Origin of the sequence: Collinsella sp. AM31-2AC (genome assembly GCF_003469285.1) — a bacterium.
Lineage (GTDB): Bacteria > Actinomycetota > Coriobacteriia > Coriobacteriales > Coriobacteriaceae > Collinsella > Collinsella aerofaciens_AT.
Genome location: NZ_QSJB01000021.1, coordinates 14,961 through 31,163 on the forward strand (window position 1 = coordinate 14,961; position 16,203 = coordinate 31,163).

Annotated in this window: 13 protein-coding genes; 7 read left to right on the forward strand and 6 right to left on the reverse strand. The window is 57.9% G+C overall.

The genetic code is table 11. The features are described from left to right. Nucleotides 1–112 precede the first annotated feature (112 nt). Complete coding sequence (locus DW796_RS09075) at nt 113–1,117, reverse strand: helix-turn-helix transcriptional regulator (protein WP_199579848.1); 1,005 nt, start codon at nt 1,115–1,117, stop codon at nt 113–115. Between the two features lie 297 nt (nt 1,118–1,414). Here DW796_RS09075 and guaA point away from each other — a divergent pair, with 297 nt between their 5' ends. Then, nucleotides 1,415–2,395: a glutamine-hydrolyzing GMP synthase gene (gene guaA / locus DW796_RS09080; protein ID WP_117736512.1), complete on the forward strand. Its 981-nt coding sequence runs from the start codon at nt 1,415–1,417 to the stop codon at nt 2,393–2,395. 116 nt (nt 2,396–2,511) lie between these two features. On the opposite strand, the gene DW796_RS09085 is transcribed toward guaA, so the two are convergent. Beyond that, a complete protein-coding gene (locus DW796_RS09085) occupies nt 2,512–3,660 on the reverse strand; it encodes an ATP-binding protein (protein ID WP_118094922.1) in 1,149 nt (382 codons plus the stop codon). After that, nucleotides 3,657–4,331, reverse strand: a complete 675-nt coding sequence (locus DW796_RS09090) for a response regulator transcription factor (RefSeq protein ID WP_117563590.1) — start codon at nt 4,329–4,331, stop codon at nt 3,657–3,659. Before DW796_RS09090 ends, DW796_RS09085 begins: the two co-directional genes overlap by 4 nt. A gap of 89 nt (nt 4,332–4,420) precedes the next feature. Here DW796_RS09090 and DW796_RS09095 point away from each other — a divergent pair, with 89 nt between their 5' ends. From DW796_RS09095 to DW796_RS09115, 5 genes are all read left to right on the forward strand, one after another. After that, nucleotides 4,421–4,567 carry a CD1871A family CXXC motif-containing protein gene (locus DW796_RS09095; protein ID WP_197032826.1) on the forward strand — a complete coding sequence of 49 codons (147 nt, stop codon included), beginning with the start codon at nt 4,421–4,423 and terminating at the stop codon, nt 4,565–4,567. Beyond that, nucleotides 4,560–5,471: a 4Fe-4S binding protein gene (locus DW796_RS09100; protein WP_118094924.1), complete on the forward strand. Its 912-nt coding sequence runs from the start codon at nt 4,560–4,562 to the stop codon at nt 5,469–5,471. The genes DW796_RS09095 and DW796_RS09100 overlap by 8 nt, the downstream gene beginning before the upstream one ends. 35 nt (nt 5,472–5,506) lie before the next feature. Continuing rightward, a complete protein-coding gene (locus tag DW796_RS09105) occupies nt 5,507–6,469 on the forward strand; it encodes a redoxin domain-containing protein (protein ID WP_117736508.1) in 963 nt (320 codons plus the stop codon). A gap of 226 nt (nt 6,470–6,695) precedes the next feature. Continuing rightward, entirely contained in the window at nt 6,696–8,387 is a 1,692-nt protein-coding gene (locus DW796_RS09110) for an FAD-dependent oxidoreductase (protein WP_118094926.1), read from the forward strand. A 222-nt stretch (nt 8,388–8,609) separates the two neighbouring features. Further along, the gene (locus DW796_RS09115; RefSeq protein WP_118094928.1) at nt 8,610–11,864 is read left to right on the forward strand and encodes an ABC transporter ATP-binding protein/permease; all 3,255 of its coding nucleotides are present in this window, start codon (nt 8,610–8,612) and stop codon (nt 11,862–11,864) included. 44 nt (nt 11,865–11,908) lie between these two features. Here DW796_RS09115 and DW796_RS09120 read toward each other — a convergent pair whose 3' ends face one another. Both DW796_RS09120 and DW796_RS09125 read right to left on the reverse strand, forming a co-directional pair. Beyond that, complete coding sequence (locus DW796_RS09120; RefSeq protein ID WP_118094930.1) at nt 11,909–13,042, reverse strand: hypothetical protein; 1,134 nt, start codon at nt 13,040–13,042, stop codon at nt 11,909–11,911. A gap of 63 nt (nt 13,043–13,105) precedes the next feature. Next, nucleotides 13,106–13,633, reverse strand: coding sequence for a DUF3592 domain-containing protein (locus DW796_RS09125; protein WP_118094932.1), 528 nt, complete (start codon nt 13,631–13,633; stop codon nt 13,106–13,108). Between the two features lie 537 nt (nt 13,634–14,170). Here DW796_RS09125 and DW796_RS09135 point away from each other — a divergent pair. Continuing rightward, entirely contained in the window at nt 14,171–15,124 is a 954-nt protein-coding gene (locus tag DW796_RS09135; protein ID WP_118094934.1) for a tRNA-dihydrouridine synthase, read from the forward strand. Between the two features lie 152 nt (nt 15,125–15,276). On the opposite strand, the gene DW796_RS09140 is transcribed toward DW796_RS09135, so the two are convergent. After that, nucleotides 15,277–15,543 (reverse strand): ribbon-helix-helix protein, CopG family, encoded by a 267-nt coding sequence (locus DW796_RS09140; protein WP_118094936.1) that lies wholly within the window; start codon nt 15,541–15,543, stop codon nt 15,277–15,279. Nucleotides 15,544–16,203 lie beyond the last annotated feature (660 nt).

Here is a 16,203-nt window from a genome sequence, read left to right on the forward strand (position 1 = left end):
TGCGAGAAGGTGCCCCGTGGCGGTAGTGCCGTTCGATGGCCAAAATGTCCAATTTGAGCGCGCGAAAGCGCCAGGCCCCGGAGCGCGTTCGATGCGCTTGGCAGCCCGGTCGCTAACGCAACATATGCGCGACCAGTTCGGCGCGTGTGCCGATGCCAAGCTTTGCGTATACGCCGGATAGTCGGTTTTTGACGGTGCCCGGCGACACACCCATATGACGAGCGATTTCGGCATTGGTCCACCCACGGCAGGCGAGCATGGCCATGGTGAACTCCGTGGTCGTTAGATCGTCGGCCACATCCTCGCCCGAATCGGGGTTGTGGATGCGCCGCCAGCCGTAGCTGAAGCGGTACGTGATCTCGATGATGCGTGCGAAATCGTCAGGGTATTGCGATTTTAGGCATGCCTCGATGAGTCCCTGCAAAAGGCCGTGGTGCTCGCCGATGAGTTCGATAAGGCCGTCGGGGCGCGCAATGTCCCAAGCGGCGCCGAAATGCGCTTTTGCGTCGTCGACGTCTTTGAGACTCATACGGGCCATCGAAGCCGACAAGTGCAGGAATAGCTCCGAGATGGGGTAGCTTCCCTGTTTCATAATCAGGGCGTTTTCCGCCATGCCCAGGCTGCGGCCGTATTCGCCGCGCAGATACAACGCGTGCGCCATCACGTAGCTGGCGAACAGGCGCAGGCCTTCGGGCAGATGCGCCGCAAGCGGATAAAACTCTTCGGCAGAATACGGGGAAGGCAAGTGCAGCAGGACACTCGCGGCCGAGGCGAACAGGATATGCATGGCGTGGATGGCGGACGATTCCTCGTCGGCCGGCGTATCGAGGATGCCAGCAAGGCACCGGCGTGCGTCGGCGATACGGTTGAGCGACAGACTGGCGTATCCGCAGATAAAGCATGCGGAATAGCGCAGCGCGGGGTCGGTGGCGTCAAGATGGGGGCGTGCTGTCTCGGCGGCGAGGGTGGCCTGTCCGCGAAAGTACAGCGCTTCTGCCGTGGCAATGGCGCGCGAATCGGGGTCGGAAATGCCTGCAACCGCAGCGTCAATCTGCCCCGGCACAAAGGCGGTACACATCAACGGCATGGGAACGCATGGGTAGCCATCGCAGTCCATCTTCCATCTCCCAACAGCTGGCAACACTAGCAGCAATTGTACTCCTGTTGCTCGGGACTGGAATTTGTGGGTATCGCCTACGATTATGCCGAACGTATAAAGGAAGAGTCTATTGGCGATGCTCCCAAGGTGGCTGTCGAAGCCTAGCTGACCTTGGAATATAGAAAAACTGCCACCCCTGCAAAAAGCCCTGACGCAGCGATGGGAAACGGACCTTGCTCTGCATATAATGAGGTCATATGACGGTGCGTTTGCATACATGCAACGCACTCCCATCGAACCGAAAAGGAGCTCTGCATGGATCCCAACAAGCGTCCCGACGACATGGTGCGAATCACCACTCCCGAACTTGCCCAGGCGTTCATCGAAGAGCAGATCGCTGCAATCCGCGAGCAGATCGGCGACAAGAAAGTCCTGCTGGCCCTTTCCGGCGGCGTTGACAGCTCCGTTGTCGCGGCACTGCTGATCAAGGCCATCGGCAAGCAGCTTATCTGCGTGCATGTGAATCACGGCCTGATGCGCAAGGGCGAGAGCGAGCAGGTCGTCGACGTCTTCAAGAACCAGATGGATGCGAACCTGGTCTATGTCGACGCTACTGATCGCTTCCTGGATAAGCTCGTGGACGTCGAGGAGCCCGAGGCAAAGCGCAAGATTATCGGCGCCGAGTTCATTCGCGTGTTCGAGGAGGAGGCCCGCAAGGTTGGCGACGAGGTCAGTTTCCTCGCCCAGGGCACCATCTATCCCGACATTCTTGAGTCCCAAGATGGCGTGAAGGCTCACCACAACGTGGGCGGTCTGCCCGAGGACCTACAGTTTGAGCTCTGCGAGCCCGTCAAACTGCTGTACAAGGACGAGGTCCGCGTGGTCGGTCGCGAGCTCGGCCTGCCCGAGAACATGGTCGAGCGCCAGCCGTTCCCCGGTCCCGGCCTGGGCGTCCGCTGCCTTGGTGCCATCACCCGCGACCGTCTTGAGGCGCTGCGCGAAGCCGACGCGATCGTGCGCGAGGAGATCGACAAGGCGGGTCTGACCATCTGGCAGTATTTTGCCGTCGTGCCCGACTTCCGCGCCACCGGCGTGCGCGAGGGCAAGCGCGCCTACGATTGGCCCTGCATCATTCGCTGCATCAACACCGTTGACGTCATGACCGCCGAGGTGCCCGAGCTCGACTGGGCGCTGCTCAAGCGCATTACCGCCCGCGTGACCGCCGAGGTCCCCGGTATTTGCCGCGTTTGCTACGACCTCACGCCGAAGCCCGTTGGCACGGTCGAGTGGGAGTAAGCTAACTCAGCTGGCAGGCGACGAGAACTAGCAGATGTGACAAAGGGACAGCCCCTTTGTCACATCCTCGATATTATGTGCGGGATGGTACGCCACGCGGCGTGCCATCCCGTTCGTTATTTTAATGAGCCGAGTGCGCGAGTGGGAAGAGTTACGAGCATGGTCGTTCCGCGCTCCGAGCTCTTTTCGACCTCGATGGAGCCGCCGTGGAGCGCGGCGATCTCCCAGACCAGCGCAAGCCCCAGCCCCACGCCGCCGTATGCCCTGCTGCGCGATTTGTCGACACGAAAGAAGGGCTGAAAGATGCTCGTCTGGTATTGCTCGGGAATGCCCGGCCCCTGGTCGCGCACGCGTAGCAGCACGTGGTCGCCTTCGGCGCAGGCGTTGATTTGCACGGTCGAGTTGGGCGCGCTGTAACGTATGGCGTTTTCGGCCAAGTTGAACAGCAGCCGATAGATTAGCGTATCGCTGCCGATCGTTTGCGCGTCGCCCTCACTTGTAAGCGTGATGTCTTTTTGCTCGGCAAGGGGCGCCAGGTCCGTGAGTACTTCTTCGATCATCGGCGCAAGGTCAATCGCATCGTTGCAAGGGACACTGCGCAGCTCGCTCATCTCGAGCAGGGTCTTTGTCATGTGCGTCATTCGCTCGGTCTGCTCCTGCAGCAGCCCGAGCAGGCTCGCTGTATCGGCGTCGACGTCGGGGTGCTCGGCGCAAAACAGCTCAACCTGGGCCTGCATGAGCGCAAGCGGCGTGCGCAGTTCGTGCGCCGCATTGCCCGTAAACTGTCTTTGTGCGGAAAATCCCTCGTCAAGGCGGGCAATCATGTCGTTAAACGACGCGCTGCAGCGCCTGAGTTCAGAGGGCACGTCCTCGCTGATTTTTGTGTCGGCGAGGTTGTCGGGCCGCACGCTCTCGACTTGCGTCGCAAAGAAGCGCAACGGCCGCAGCGCATGTCCGCTTACAAAGTAGGCCAGCACGCCGCCGAGCAGCGTCACCGCCGCAGTTATATACCAGCTCGTCGCGCCAAACGATTCTTGGGCGTCGTTCACGACGATGGTCAGCGCGTCGTCGAGCTCTTTGTTTGTCGGGTCAAATGAGCTGGGCGAGGCCGCCTCCACCTTGCTGTGCGCCGACGCTTCTGCACCAATCGAGTCCATGTAGCGCATGCCGGAGTAGCCAACCAGGCAATTCATAAGTACGCAGGTCGAACATATCAGCAGTGCCGTCATCAACGTGATGCGCCACTGCAGCGACAGCCGCTTCATTTGCCGTCCTCCATAACGTAGCCTTCGCCGATTCGGTTGCGGATGGGGTCGTGCCCCAACGCACCGCGCAGCTTTTTTCGCAGCGACGAGATATGCACGCGGGTCGCGTTGCTAAAGCTGTTGACGCTGCTGTCCCATACATGCTCGATAAGCTCTTCCTGGCTCACCGGCCGCCCCTGGTTAAGCATCAGGTATTCCAAGATGCCGGTCTCCTTGCGCGTGAGGGATAGAGTCTCGCCGCCCACGGAGGCGAGGCGCGCCTTGGTGTCAAAGCTCAACAATCCACAGGCTAGAACAACGTCGTTTTGCGTAAAGCGCCTGAGCGTGAGACTGCGTATGCGTGCCGCCAGCTCGTCAAGATGGAACGGCTTGGTGAGGTAGTCGTTGGCGCCCGCATCGAGCCCCGCTACCTTGTCGGAGACCTCGCCACGTGCCGAGAGCACAAGCACCTTGGTCTCACAATCAGTTGTCCTGAGTTGCCTGAGCACGGTCATGCCGTCGACATGGGGGAGATTGAGGTCGAGCACGACAAGATCAAAGGTTTCGACATCGAGTAGATCGAGGGCCTGCTGCCCGTCGTAGCAGCAGTCGACGCTATAGGCCAAGTTGCGCAGGCTGCGTGCGATCGCATCGCACAGCGCCCGCTCGTCCTCGACGACCAAGATGCGCATAACGTTCTCCTTGCATAGTCATTCACGCTTAACACGGATTTTATAGTCGGTATGGTCCAATGGGTCGCGAAACGAAAGGAGTGGTCAGATTGTTCAAAGCGATTAAGCCTGTGGCGCAGGTGGCTTTGCTGATCGTTGGGGTAGCCATGGTTGGCTTTGGAATTATGCGCGGCGAGGCAGATGCCGTGCTGGCCAAGGCAATCAGGCTGTGCTTGGAGTGTATCGGAATTGGATAAAAGAAAAAACACTGCATCGCATCTTTTAGCGCGATTTCGTGGATTGATTCAGGCGGCGGCGACGCTTGCGACCAATATTCACCTGCCTAACTTTGCCAAGGGCGGTATCTACCAGGGAGCCGGCAAAGCCGTCTGCGTGCCGGGGCTTAACTGCTACTCGTGTCCAGCGGCCTCGGGTGCGTGCCCCATCGGGTCGTTTCAGTCGGTGGTGGGATCGTCTAAGTTCAGCTTTTCGTATTACGTCACCGGAACGCTCATTCTGATCGGCGTGCTACTGGGACGTTTTGTATGCGGCTTTTTGTGTCCGTTTGGATGGCTGCAAGAGCTTCTGCATAAGATTCCCAGCAAAAAGCTCTCCACGAAAAAGCTCAAGCCGCTCACGTACATCAAGTATGCCGTGCTACTGTTTGCCGTGGTGCTGCTGCCCGTCTTGGTGGTTAACGATGTGGGTATGGGCGACCCGTTCTTTTGCAAGTACATCTGCCCGCAGGGTGTGCTCGAGGGCGCGATTCCGCTGTCCATCATGAATACGGGAATCCGCTCTGCGCTGGGAAAGCTCTTTACCTGGAAGCTCGCGATCCTCATTGCGGTTGCGGTGCTGAGCGTGCTGTTCTACCGCCCCTTCTGTAAATGGATTTGCCCCCTCGGCGCATTTTATGCACTCATGAACAAGGTGTCGTTGCTGGGGATTCAGGTCGATCATTGTAAATGCGTCTCGTGCGGCAAGTGCGCCAAGGTGTGCCAGATGGACGTGGACGTTACGCGTACGCCCGACCATGCCGAGTGCATTCGTTGCGGCAAATGCGTGGGCGCGTGCCCCGTCGATGCTATTAGCTTTCGCTACGGGCTGGGTGTGACGGGCGACAAACCCGCGCAGTCCACGCAAGCCCGCGAAAACAAATAGGTACCTATATAAGTTTCGATATAAACGGAGGAACCATGAAACTGTCAAAAATTGCGGCTCTGTTGATGCTGCCCGTGCTGGCGCTGACTCTCGCGGCGTGCTCTGCCCCCAAGGGCGACGCGAAGGATGCCACGAGCGGCGATGCGCAGATTGCCGAGCTCATAGCGCAAAAGCCGTCGAGTGCCGAGGAGGCGGCCGAGCTGTACCAGCAGCTGCTGCAAAAGGAAAACGAGATCTTTGCGAGCGATAACGCCCTATGGGAAAAGGTGTTCCTTGCGGCCAACAAAGACACTCCCATGATTGAGGACGGCAAGAACTACGGTGACTTCTTGCTCGATACCATCGAGGGCGCCAAGGATCAGTTTGCGGCTGACGAGCTTAAGACGCTTAAGGCCGGCGCGCAGCAGGTCAAGGAGATCGAGGACAAGCTCATGGCGCTGGAGAAGGAGTTCCCCGGATGTGGCAGCACGCCCGGCGAGGGAGAGAGCGTCGATGCCTCGACCGCGGGCATGACCAACGGCGAGAGCGGGGAGACGAAGTTCCCCAGCTTTAAGGGCAAGGACTTGGACGGCAACGATGTAAACAGCGACGAGCTGTTCTCCAAGAACAAGGTCACCGTCATGAACTTCTGGTTTACCACCTGCAAGCCGTGCGTGGGAGAGCTGGGCGATCTGGAGAAGCTCAACAAGGAGCTTGCCGAGAAGGGCGGCCAGGTCGTGGGCGTTAATTCCTTTACGCTCGATGGCAACAAAGACGAGGTGGCCGATGCCAAGGACGTGCTTTCCAAGAAGGGCGTAACGTATAAGAACATCTGGTTTAAGTCGGACAGCGAGGCCGGAAAGTTCACCTCCAACCTGTACTCGTTCCCGACCACCTACGTGATCGACCAGAACGGTAACATTGTGGGAGAGCCGATCATGGGCGGCATCAACTCCGCTGAGCAGCGCGAGGCGCTCAACAAACTGATCGATCAGGCACTCGCGAAGAGCGAACAGTAAGTCCGTGGGACAGACAACTGAAGGGGAGTCGCTGGAAACAGCGACTCTTTTTTCTGCTTCGGGGTAGCATCATGGGTATACGTCGAAAGGGCACGCAGCTTTTCGTGCATTGCCTGAGCGGTGCGCGAAGCAACCAAGCTGTGAGTTTTCTTAAGCGTTCTGGGTATGGCAGTGTCAAGAATATCGGCGGCATAAGCGGCTACACGGGAAAGGTGGTGCGTTAGCTATGAAGGTGGTTATCGTTGGAGGCGTCGCGGGCGGAGCATCGGCGGCCGCACGTTTGCGCAGACTCGACGAGCAGGCCCAAATTGTCATCTTTGAGCGCACGGGTTTTGTATCGTATGCCAACTGTGGGCTTCCGTACTACATTGGCGGCGTGATAGAAGAAGAGAGCGCATTGACGCTGCAGTCTCCCAAGGGCTTTTGGGATCGCTTTCGCATTGCGGTCAAGACGAGTCACGAGGTGTTTGCCATCCATCCCGATTCGCATACGGTCGAGGTTCGCAATATGCTGACGGGCGAGGAATTTGTCGAGACGTATGACAAGCTCATCCTGTCGCCGGGTGCAAAGCCGATTCGCCCTGCGTTGCCGGGCATCGACTCGGATAAAATCTTTAGCCTACGCACCGTTGAGGACACGCTGCGTATTCACAGCTATGTTCGAGAGCGGCGACCGAGCAGTGCCGTCGTGATCGGCGGCGGCTTCATTGGCGTCGAGACGGCGGAGAATCTGTGCGAGCTGGGGCTCCAGGTGACCCTTCTGCAGCGTCCCGTCCAGCTTATGAACAACCTGGATTACGACATGGCGACCCTTTTGCATACCGAGGTGCGTGAGCACGGTATCGATCTGCGCCTCAAGGCCGATGTGACAGGTTTTGAGGAAGTTGATGGCCGCGTTGTCACCCATGTTGCGGGCGATGACCCTATCGGAGCCGATATGGTGCTGCTTGCCATTGGCGTGGCACCTGAGAGCCATCTGGCGCAAGAGGCGGGGCTCGAACTGGGCATCAAGGGGGCTATTGTGGTCAACGACCGCATGGAGACCTCTGCTGCCGACGTGTATGCCGTGGGCGATGCCGTGCAGGTCACGCATCAGGTGACCGGCGAGGACGCGGTCATTTCGCTCGCCGGCCCCGCCAACAAGCAGGGGCGTGTCGTCGCCGATGTCATAGCCGGCATGGACAGCTGCTACCTCGGATCGTTGGGCTCATCGGTTATCAAGGTATTCGACTTGACGGCGGCAAGCACGGGACTATCCGAAAAGGCGGCACACGCGGCGGGAGTTGACTGCGACAGCGTGGTCCTGTCGCCCGGTTCGCATGCGGGTTATTATCCGGGTGCAACGCCCATGACCATGAAGGTTGTCTTCGAGAAGCAGGGATTGCGCCTGCTGGGTGCGCAAATCGTGGGCATCGATGGTGTGGACAAGCGTATCGACGTTCTGGCGACTGCCATCCAGGCAGGCATGCGCGGCGATAGGCTTAAGGATTTGGACCTAGCATACGCGCCGCCGTATTCATCGGCGAAGGATCCCGTCAATATGGCGGGCTTTATGATCGAGAACCTCAATCGCGGCATACTGGCGCAGTGGCATTGGGAGGATGAGCCCAACTTGCCACGCGATGGCAGCGTGCAGCTGCTCGATGTTCGTACGGAAGGGGAGTATGAGCGCGGGCATATCGATGGTTTCGTAAACATTCCCGTCGATGATCTGCGCAATCGCCTGGGCGAGCTCGACCGGGCCAAGCCGGTTTACGTGATTTGCCAGAGCGGCATTCGCAGCTACATTGCTTGCCGCATTTTGGCGCAGCATGGCTTTGAGTGCTTTAACTTCTCGGGCGGCTATCGCTTCTTTGCAGCCGTGACTGAGGCTCGCCGCGGCAGCGCTAACGTTATGCCGTGCGGGCTCGAAAAGTAGCGCGCATTGGAATGTGACAAAGTGACAGCCTCTTTGTCGCATCGGGGATGTTATATGCGGGATGGTGCGCCATGCGGCGTGCTGTCCCGTTCGTTTTTTGGCGCGGTTCGTTACATTCTTCACTGGTATCGGCCAAAAATGAGGATAGAGTAGGACAAACGCGCCGAACGTGAACGGCGGGGGGAGCGGGCGAGCGCGCCCGCGCGAGAGAGGTTGCCGTCCATGCTGGATCTCAGAGTTATTTGCAAAAGGTACGTTACGCAGTCGTTTACGCAGGTAGCGCTCGACAGCGTAAGCCTGTCTTTTCGCGATAACGAGTTCGTAGCCATTCTGGGTCCCTCGGGTTCGGGTAAAACTACGATGCTCAACGTCATCGGTGGACTCGATCATTTCGATTCGGGCGATCTGCTGATCGACGGCATCTCGACCAAGGACTTCAACGACCGCGATTGGGATGCCTATCGCAATAATCGCATCGGCTTTGTGTTCCAGAGCTATAACCTCATTCCGCATCAGAGCATTTTGGAAAACGTGGAGTTGGCGCTTACGCTCACGGGCGTGGGGCATGCCGAGCGCCGCCAGCGTGCGCGTAAGGCGCTCGAGGCGGTTGGTCTGGGCGAGCACGTTGACAAACGCCCGAACCAGCTTTCGGGCGGGCAGATGCAGCGCGTGGCCATTGCCCGCGCCTTGATCAACGACCCCGAAATCGTGCTGGCTGACGAGCCGACCGGCGCCTTGGACTCAACGACATCCGTGCAGGTTATGGATTTGCTCAAGGACGTTGCGCGCGATCGTCTGGTCATCATGGTCACGCACAATCCCGAGCTGGCGTACCAGTACGCCACGCGCATCGTCAGCCTGGCGGACGGCAAGGTCACCGACGATTCAGATCCCTTTGATGCTGCCGAGGCCGCGCGTCGCGAGGCCAAGCCCACGCGCAAAACCTCGATGAGCTTTGTGACGGCGCTTGGGCTTTCTGCCCGAAACCTCATGACCAAGAAGGGCCGCACGGCCATGACGGCCTTTGCAGGTTCGATTGGCATTATCGGCATTGCGGCGATCCTGGCGCTCTCCAACGGCGTAAACGACTACATCAAAAAGGTCGAGGAGGACACGCTCTCGAGCTACCCGCTGACGATTTCCAAACAAGATTATGACCTGTCGTCCATGATGGGCGGGCATGGGGCTACGGATGACGATACGTCCAAGAACGAGGGCTCGTTCGACGGCAGCACTGACGGCAAGGCTCAGGGGACCGATAAGATCCCTGTGGTCACGGCCGTAAAGGATATGTTCGCAAGCGTTAAGTCCAACGACATGACGAGCTTTAAGGCATGGCTCGATGCCGGTGGCGACGGCATCGATAAAGAGGTCAACGCCATTCAGTACGGCTACGGTGTATCGCCGGTTGTCTATCGTGCCGGCAAGGGCGATGAGAAGCCTGTCCGGCTGGTGCCCAACGCCATGACCGAGGCCATGAGCGGAGGTGCGAGCTCGGCGGCAACGGTGAGCATGGAATCCATGGGAACGTCGGTCTTTAACGAGATGATTGACGACCAGAGCCTGCTCGACAGCCAGTACGATGTTGTTGCCGGCCATTGGCCTACGTCAGCCAACGAGGCCGTGATGGTGCTTTCGAGCCGCGGAACGGTGGGCGACTACACGCTCTACAGCATCGGTGCGCTGGATATCGATGAACTCAACGACCTGGTTAACAGCGCCATGACGGCCGACGGCAAGGTCGAGGCGCCCAAGACCGGCGCCGACTTTACCTACGACGATGCACTGTCCACGACGTTTAAGGTGCTGTCGCCGGCAGATGCCTATCGCAAAAACGAAGAGACCGGCATGTGGACTGACATGGCTGGCGATGCCGACTATATGGCGGCCAAGGTTGCCGACGGTATTGACGTGCGCATTGTGGGCGTGGTGCGACCCAACGAGACGGCCAACGCGAGCGCATTATCCCCGGGCATTGCCTATACGCATGCGCTGACTCGCCAGCTTATGCAGCGTGCTGCCGATTCGCAGATTGTGCAGGAACAGCTTACCCACCCCGAGACGGATGTCTTTACGGGCAAAACCTTCGACGAGCTGCAGGGCGAAGCCAAGCAGGGCGTGGATTTGGGCAGTATGTTCAGCGTAGACGAGGCGGCACTGAAGAGCGCGTTCTCGTTCGATGCATCTGCGCTCTCGGGCGCAGCCGGCGGTATGGACCTTTCTGGTCTCGACTTGTCCGGGCTGGACATTGACCTTTCGGGTGTTGGGAGGGACATCGACTTTAGTGACATCATGGCCAAAGCGCCGGCCCCAGATTTCTCGGGCATCTTTGATGGTCTTGAGCTCACGCCCGAGCAAATGCAGCAGGTGGGAACGCTTGCCAACCAACTGTTTGAGGGCTTTTTGCAGTCTGATCAGTTTAAGGCGCTGTCGCCCGAAGATCTTAAGGACGCGTCGAAGCTCGCCGCCGCGTTCTCGACGTATCTTGAGAGTGATGCGGTAGCCCAGCAAATCCTGGCCCAGCTCAAAGCGCTCGGCGGCGATGCCCTGGTAGAGCGCCTGCAGCACGCGATGACCGACTATGTGCAAAAGCAGCTGGCTCCGTATCTGCAACAGGCTATGGATCAGGTGATGCAGACAATTAGCGAGCAGATTGCGACAACTGTATCGTCCCAGCTTAAAGCAGGCGCGGCGGGGCTCATGGGACAGGTGGCTACGCAGGTGTCGTCGAGTATTGCTAACCTGGCGGGCGCTATGCGTGTGGATGCGAGCGCCTTTGCCAATGCCATTCACTTCAACATGGACGCCGAGGACCTGAGTTCGCTCATGATGAGCTATGCCAAGGCGTCGCAGCTCACCTACGATAACAATCTGACCACGTTGGGCTATGCGGATGAGGCAGATCCCATCTCGGTTAAGATTTTCCCGCGCGACTTTGAGGCCAAGGAGCGCGTACTCGATCACATCGATGCGTATAACAAGCAGGTCAAAGCCGCCGGCCACGACGAGCAGGCAATCTCGTACACCGACTACATGGGCATTATCATGGGTTCGGTAACCGACATCGTGAACACCATCAGCTTGGTGCTCATCGCATTTGTGAGCATCAGCTTGGTCGTCAGCTCCATCATGATCGGCATCATCACCTACATCAGCGTGCTGGAGCGCAAAAAGGAGATTGGCATCCTGCGCGCGATCGGCGCGTCAAAGCGCAACGTGGCAAACGTATTTAATGCCGAGACCTTTATCGAAGGCCTCATTGCCGGCGTCTTTGCCATTGTCGTCGTGGTGGCCGTGAGCTTTCCGGTTAATGCCTGGGCGCTTGCGGCCAAGCAGGTGCCCAATCTGATGAGCCTGCCCGTGCAGGATGCGCTGGTGCTCATCGCGATTTCGGTGTTGCTGACGGTTGTCGCTGGCCTGCTGCCGGCCCGCAGCGCATCCAAGAAAGACCCCGTGGAGGCCCTACGTTCCGAATAATGTGACAAAGGGACAGCCCCTTTGTCACATTCATCTCCCTGCACCTAGTTCGTTTTGCCCATCAGCGTGATGCGGATGGTTGGATGGGTGTACTCGTCAAACTCGTCCTCGGGATCCGTGTCAAACGAGTAATACGCTTTGATGGGGTCGTCACTCGTCCTGATAGAGATTCTCTCGTAGAGCGAGCCGTTCAAAAAAGCCTGCCTAAACTCTTCGGGGAGCTTCTGCGGTGCTAGGAGCTCGGGGCTTGCGGTCTTGACGTCTATGGTTTGGACAGCAGAGGAAAGCGCGTCAAGGTCGAGCTCGATACGGGCAAGGTTGTCCTCGAGGCTCGCGTCGGGGTCAATCTCTGCCGCGTAGCTCACTTCCGTGAGCGTTCCCTTGTTGTCAAAATCCATGTACGTATAGGTCTTTTGGGTATCGGAGTCGCCGTCGTGCAGATAACCGCGGACGTGATAGCCGTAATCTTGATATCGCTCGTAGGGGTCATCGGCGGACACGTACTCGCATGAGGGCTCTAATGCCTTGCGTGCGATGGCGATCTGCTCGGCCGCGGCCGCGGCGTTCTCCTGCATCTCGATGTTTCCCTGCGCCAGCTGCGGGATATAGGCGCCGCATACGATCGCGAGGGGCAGCGCCACAAGCGCGACGACCCACTTCTTTGCACGGGGGACAGACACGCCACAGGCCTCTGCCATGGCCTTTGCGTTAGCGAAGCTTTCGGTAAGTACGTCCGCTGCGGTGGCGACGGCGCCTACGGCAGCGGCGACTTCTGCCGCGCCGCCCAAGTTGCGCGCGGTCTCGTTGTCGCTGTTCTTGAGTAGGCGCGCGGCGGCCTGCGTGCCAATAACGCCTGCGATTTGTGCCGTGCGGTCTTTCTCGGACTGCTCGACGGCGAGTCGGTGCTGCATTTCCTTCCACTGCTTGCCGCGCATGCCAAAGCGCGGCGCGAGCGCGCAATAGCAGAAGATGATGAGCTCGATGGCGGTGAGCACCAGGGCGGCCATCATGCCCGTCTCCTGGAAGCCTTCGTGATGGAAGACGATGTCGTCAATCATTTCGAAGGGAATGATCAAAAAAGGCAGCACAAACGCCATGGCAAGCGCCGCACCGGCAACCTTGGGACAGATGCAGTATCGCTGGATGCGCTTGCGTTCTTGTTCGGAAAGTGTAGCCATAGCTGGTCCTTGGTGTCGTGGCGGTCGTTGCGGCGCATGGGGCGCGGGGCGCATCAGTTTGAGCTAGCGCTGGATAAGAACATAGAGCAAGATGCTCATCGCGATGAGCAAGAAGCCTGCGATGTTAAACATCAGTGTGGCAAAGTTGCCCACGATGGGGCGTTCGACATAGCTTTTGTCTGGGTTGCCGGGGTTGTAGTACACGGTCATTTGGCTACCGAGGGGCCAAAGCTGCTCCGCAAGGGTGCCTAGGCGGGTGATGGGGCCTGTCTGCACGTGCAGCCAGCCCTTGGCGTCTTCGTAGGCGGTGGCTTGCGTGCGGATGGGGAGTCCCGACAAGCTTTTGGTCTTTATGCCGCGGAATTGTTTTTTCGCGCGGTATTGCGTGCCGTCGACGGTGTATTCCAAAACGGGATACATTCTGCCTTCACCCATAAAGCGATGGTCGATGACCGTCCCCATGGTCACGGCGGTACAGGCCTTGGCTTTCTTGCGAGCGATGGCTTTCATGAGCGCGCTCACTCCGATAAGCAGGATGCCGATGCCCCCAACCAAGATGAGCGCGAGCAGGGATATCTGCGAGGTGGTCACGGCGTTCTCCTTTGGCGCGATACCGTCATATGTGACCCAGTATAGAGAATCCCGCCATCGATGAGCTATTGCGGGGGGGGTCAATTCTGAATGTGACAAATGGACTGTTCCTTTGTCACATCGGGGACTGCGGAATCGAGGTCTAATACTTTTCCCGAGAAGTGAACGAGTGAAAACGGACTCCCGAAGCATCGACACTTTTGGCGTGCAATTTCCTGCGGTTTTGCCAGTCAAATCCTGCGGTTTTGACGCCTAAAAATGTCAATGCTTCGGGGGTCCAAATACAGCCGTTTACTTCTCGGGAAAAGTATTAGACCTCGAAATATGGGCGGCGTTCGCGAACGGCAACTAGCTTGCGTCCGGTAGCCGGCACTTGGGGCAAAGGGACTGCCCTTTTGCCCCTTCACCATTGCATCGTATCTGGTGTGGAAAAAATATCGCCTGCGTTCTCGCGCCTGCGAAGAGTTCCTGAACCGCTTGAATGGGATGTGACAAAGGGACAGTCCCTTTCTCACATTGATTTGAGAGTGGATGTTGATGAATTTATCGCTGGCCCCCATGGAGGGGATTACCGGGCATGTGTTCCGTCGCGTGCATGCGGAGTGCTTTGGCGCGCTCGATTGTTATTACACGCCGTTTTTGCCGCCGCCGCGGGTGGGAAACCGCTTTGGCGGCAAGGCGTTTAAGGAGATCGATCCTGCCAATAACCAGGGACTTAATGTCGTTCCCCAGCTTATGTCCAAGAATGCGGACGAGTTTGTGTGGGCAGCACACGTGCTCGCCGACATGGGCTACCGCGAGGTCAATCTCAACCTTGGCTGCCCCTCGGGGACGGTTGTCGCGAAGGGCAAAGGGTCGGGCTTTCTGCGCAACCTCGATGAGCTCGAGGTGTTCCTGAGCGATGTGTGCGAGCGGTCGCCGTTGCCGGTGTCGGTAAAGACCAGGCTGGGGTTGGAGAGTGACGACGAATACGGGCGCGTGCTCGATCTGTACTGCCGCATGCCGTTGACAGAGCTGATCGTGCACCCGCGTGTACAGAGGGATCGCTATACGGGTTCGCCGCGCAAAGCGTTTTACGGCGAGACGTTGGATCGCGCGCCATTCCCCGTGGCCTATAACGGCGACATCTTTGATCTTGAGGACATGGATGCGCTGGTGGAGGCCTATCCCGGCACGCACCATGTAATGCTGGGACGCGGCTTGCTCGCGAACCCCGCGCTGGCTCGCATGGTTAAGGGTGGCCCTGCTGCCACGGCAGCCGAACTGCAGCGTTTCCATGACATGCTGTTTGCGGCCTATGCGGAAGAGATTGGCGGCAACGCGGTCTTTCGCATGAAGGAGTGGTGGTTCTACGCCAAATGCGCCTTCGCCGACCCCGCTACCGTTCACAAGCTCGTACGCAAGACTAAAAAGGTCGACGAATACCGTGCCGCCGTCGAGCGTGTCTTTCGCGAGCAGCCACTTGCGCCTATAGCCCGCTTCCACGGCTAGTTAGTTATCGGGGACGTTCTTTAACGACTGGTCATTTAAGAACGTCCCCGATGACTATGTTGCAAAAAAGCTGTACGCCAGCATTCAAAGATGTCGAAAAATGTCGACTTTGGATGCTGGCGTACATGTTTGGGTCGGCGGGAGAGTGGAGTCTAAGCAATCATTGCATCGAGCGTGATGAGCTCTCTGAGTCGCTCCGTGCGTGTTTGCCCATGGCGCTTTGCTTTTGCGTCAAAGGCTTCAAGAACAGACTTACCCACACGTGCCGATAAAACAACGCTTGGCTCATCAGAGATCGACGGCCTTCCCGGCTTGATGGTGCGACCCTTCGGCCATTCATCTTTTTCGTATGCCTCCGCGGCTTTCTCCAACTCTCCGGGGGCAAACCCCATCATCTTTTCAAGCTGCTTGGCGTCCATAGCGCCTCCTATCGATTGACATAATGTCGAGCGCTGGTTACCGGAATCTCTTTTTGTATACAGTTTTGTAGACAAAAATACAAGCAGTTTATCAAGCTAATTAGCGTGTATTGACTAGTTTTTTCGATAGGAAATGAGCATCGATGGCTTCGATATTTCTTCACTTGCTAGTCTGGAACATGAGCGCTCATTGAACCTGCAGAGGGGGCACTTTAACAAACTATCGAGATTCTGGCCAGGAGCTTTCACCGGTCTTCGGTGGTGAGAACAGCTCAATTCGCGACACAGTGTGTCGCGAATTGGAGTAGTCGCTGAGTGTTCTTTAACAACTAGTCATTCAAGAAGAGAGCATCTAAGTGCCGGAATTGCCATTTTGAGTCGTTCCTAACGACTATTCTGGAGGGCTGTGTGCAAAAAAGGGCAAATATGAGTACTGTTGCCATTATGGTTGCATTTATTTTGTTCAAAAATGAGGTCCCTGATGAGATTTAATACCATTAGGCGTCTCTTTTATTGAACATATGGGGAGAAATAACGCCGTCTGTGGGCGCTTGGGGCGTTGAATGATCCCTGAAATGATTAAAATTGCTGTTACTAAACAAGTAGCAGTGGTAGCGTGCAGAGATGTGGTGTAAGAGGCGGGGCATGCCCCGCCTCCGC

Bases quoted from the DNA above. Each gene is read 5' to 3' on its own strand.
- DW796_RS09115 (WP_118094928.1), top strand. From the start codon at position 8,610: ATGCTGGATCTCAGAGTTATTTGCAAAAGGTACGTTACGCAGTCGTTT.
- DW796_RS09085 (WP_118094922.1), bottom strand. From the start codon at position 3,660: ATGAAGCGGCTGTCGCTGCAGTGGCGCATCACGTTGATGACGGCACTG.
- guaA (WP_117736512.1), top strand. From the start codon at position 1,415: ATGGATCCCAACAAGCGTCCCGACGACATGGTGCGAATCACCACTCCC.
- DW796_RS09110 (WP_118094926.1), top strand. From the start codon at position 6,696: ATGAAGGTGGTTATCGTTGGAGGCGTCGCGGGCGGAGCATCGGCGGCC.
- DW796_RS09135 (WP_118094934.1), top strand. From the start codon at position 14,171: ATGAATTTATCGCTGGCCCCCATGGAGGGGATTACCGGGCATGTGTTC.
- DW796_RS09105 (WP_117736508.1), top strand. From the start codon at position 5,507: ATGAAACTGTCAAAAATTGCGGCTCTGTTGATGCTGCCCGTGCTGGCG.
- DW796_RS09140 (WP_118094936.1), bottom strand. From the start codon at position 15,543: ATGGACGCCAAGCAGCTTGAAAAGATGATGGGGTTTGCCCCCGGAGAG.
- DW796_RS09090 (WP_117563590.1), bottom strand. From the start codon at position 4,331: ATGCGCATCTTGGTCGTCGAGGACGAGCGGGCGCTGTGCGATGCGATC.
- DW796_RS09075 (WP_199579848.1), bottom strand. From the start codon at position 1,117: ATGGACTGCGATGGCTACCCATGCGTTCCCATGCCGTTGATGTGTACC.
- DW796_RS09120 (WP_118094930.1), bottom strand. From the start codon at position 13,042: ATGGCTACACTTTCCGAACAAGAACGCAAGCGCATCCAGCGATACTGC.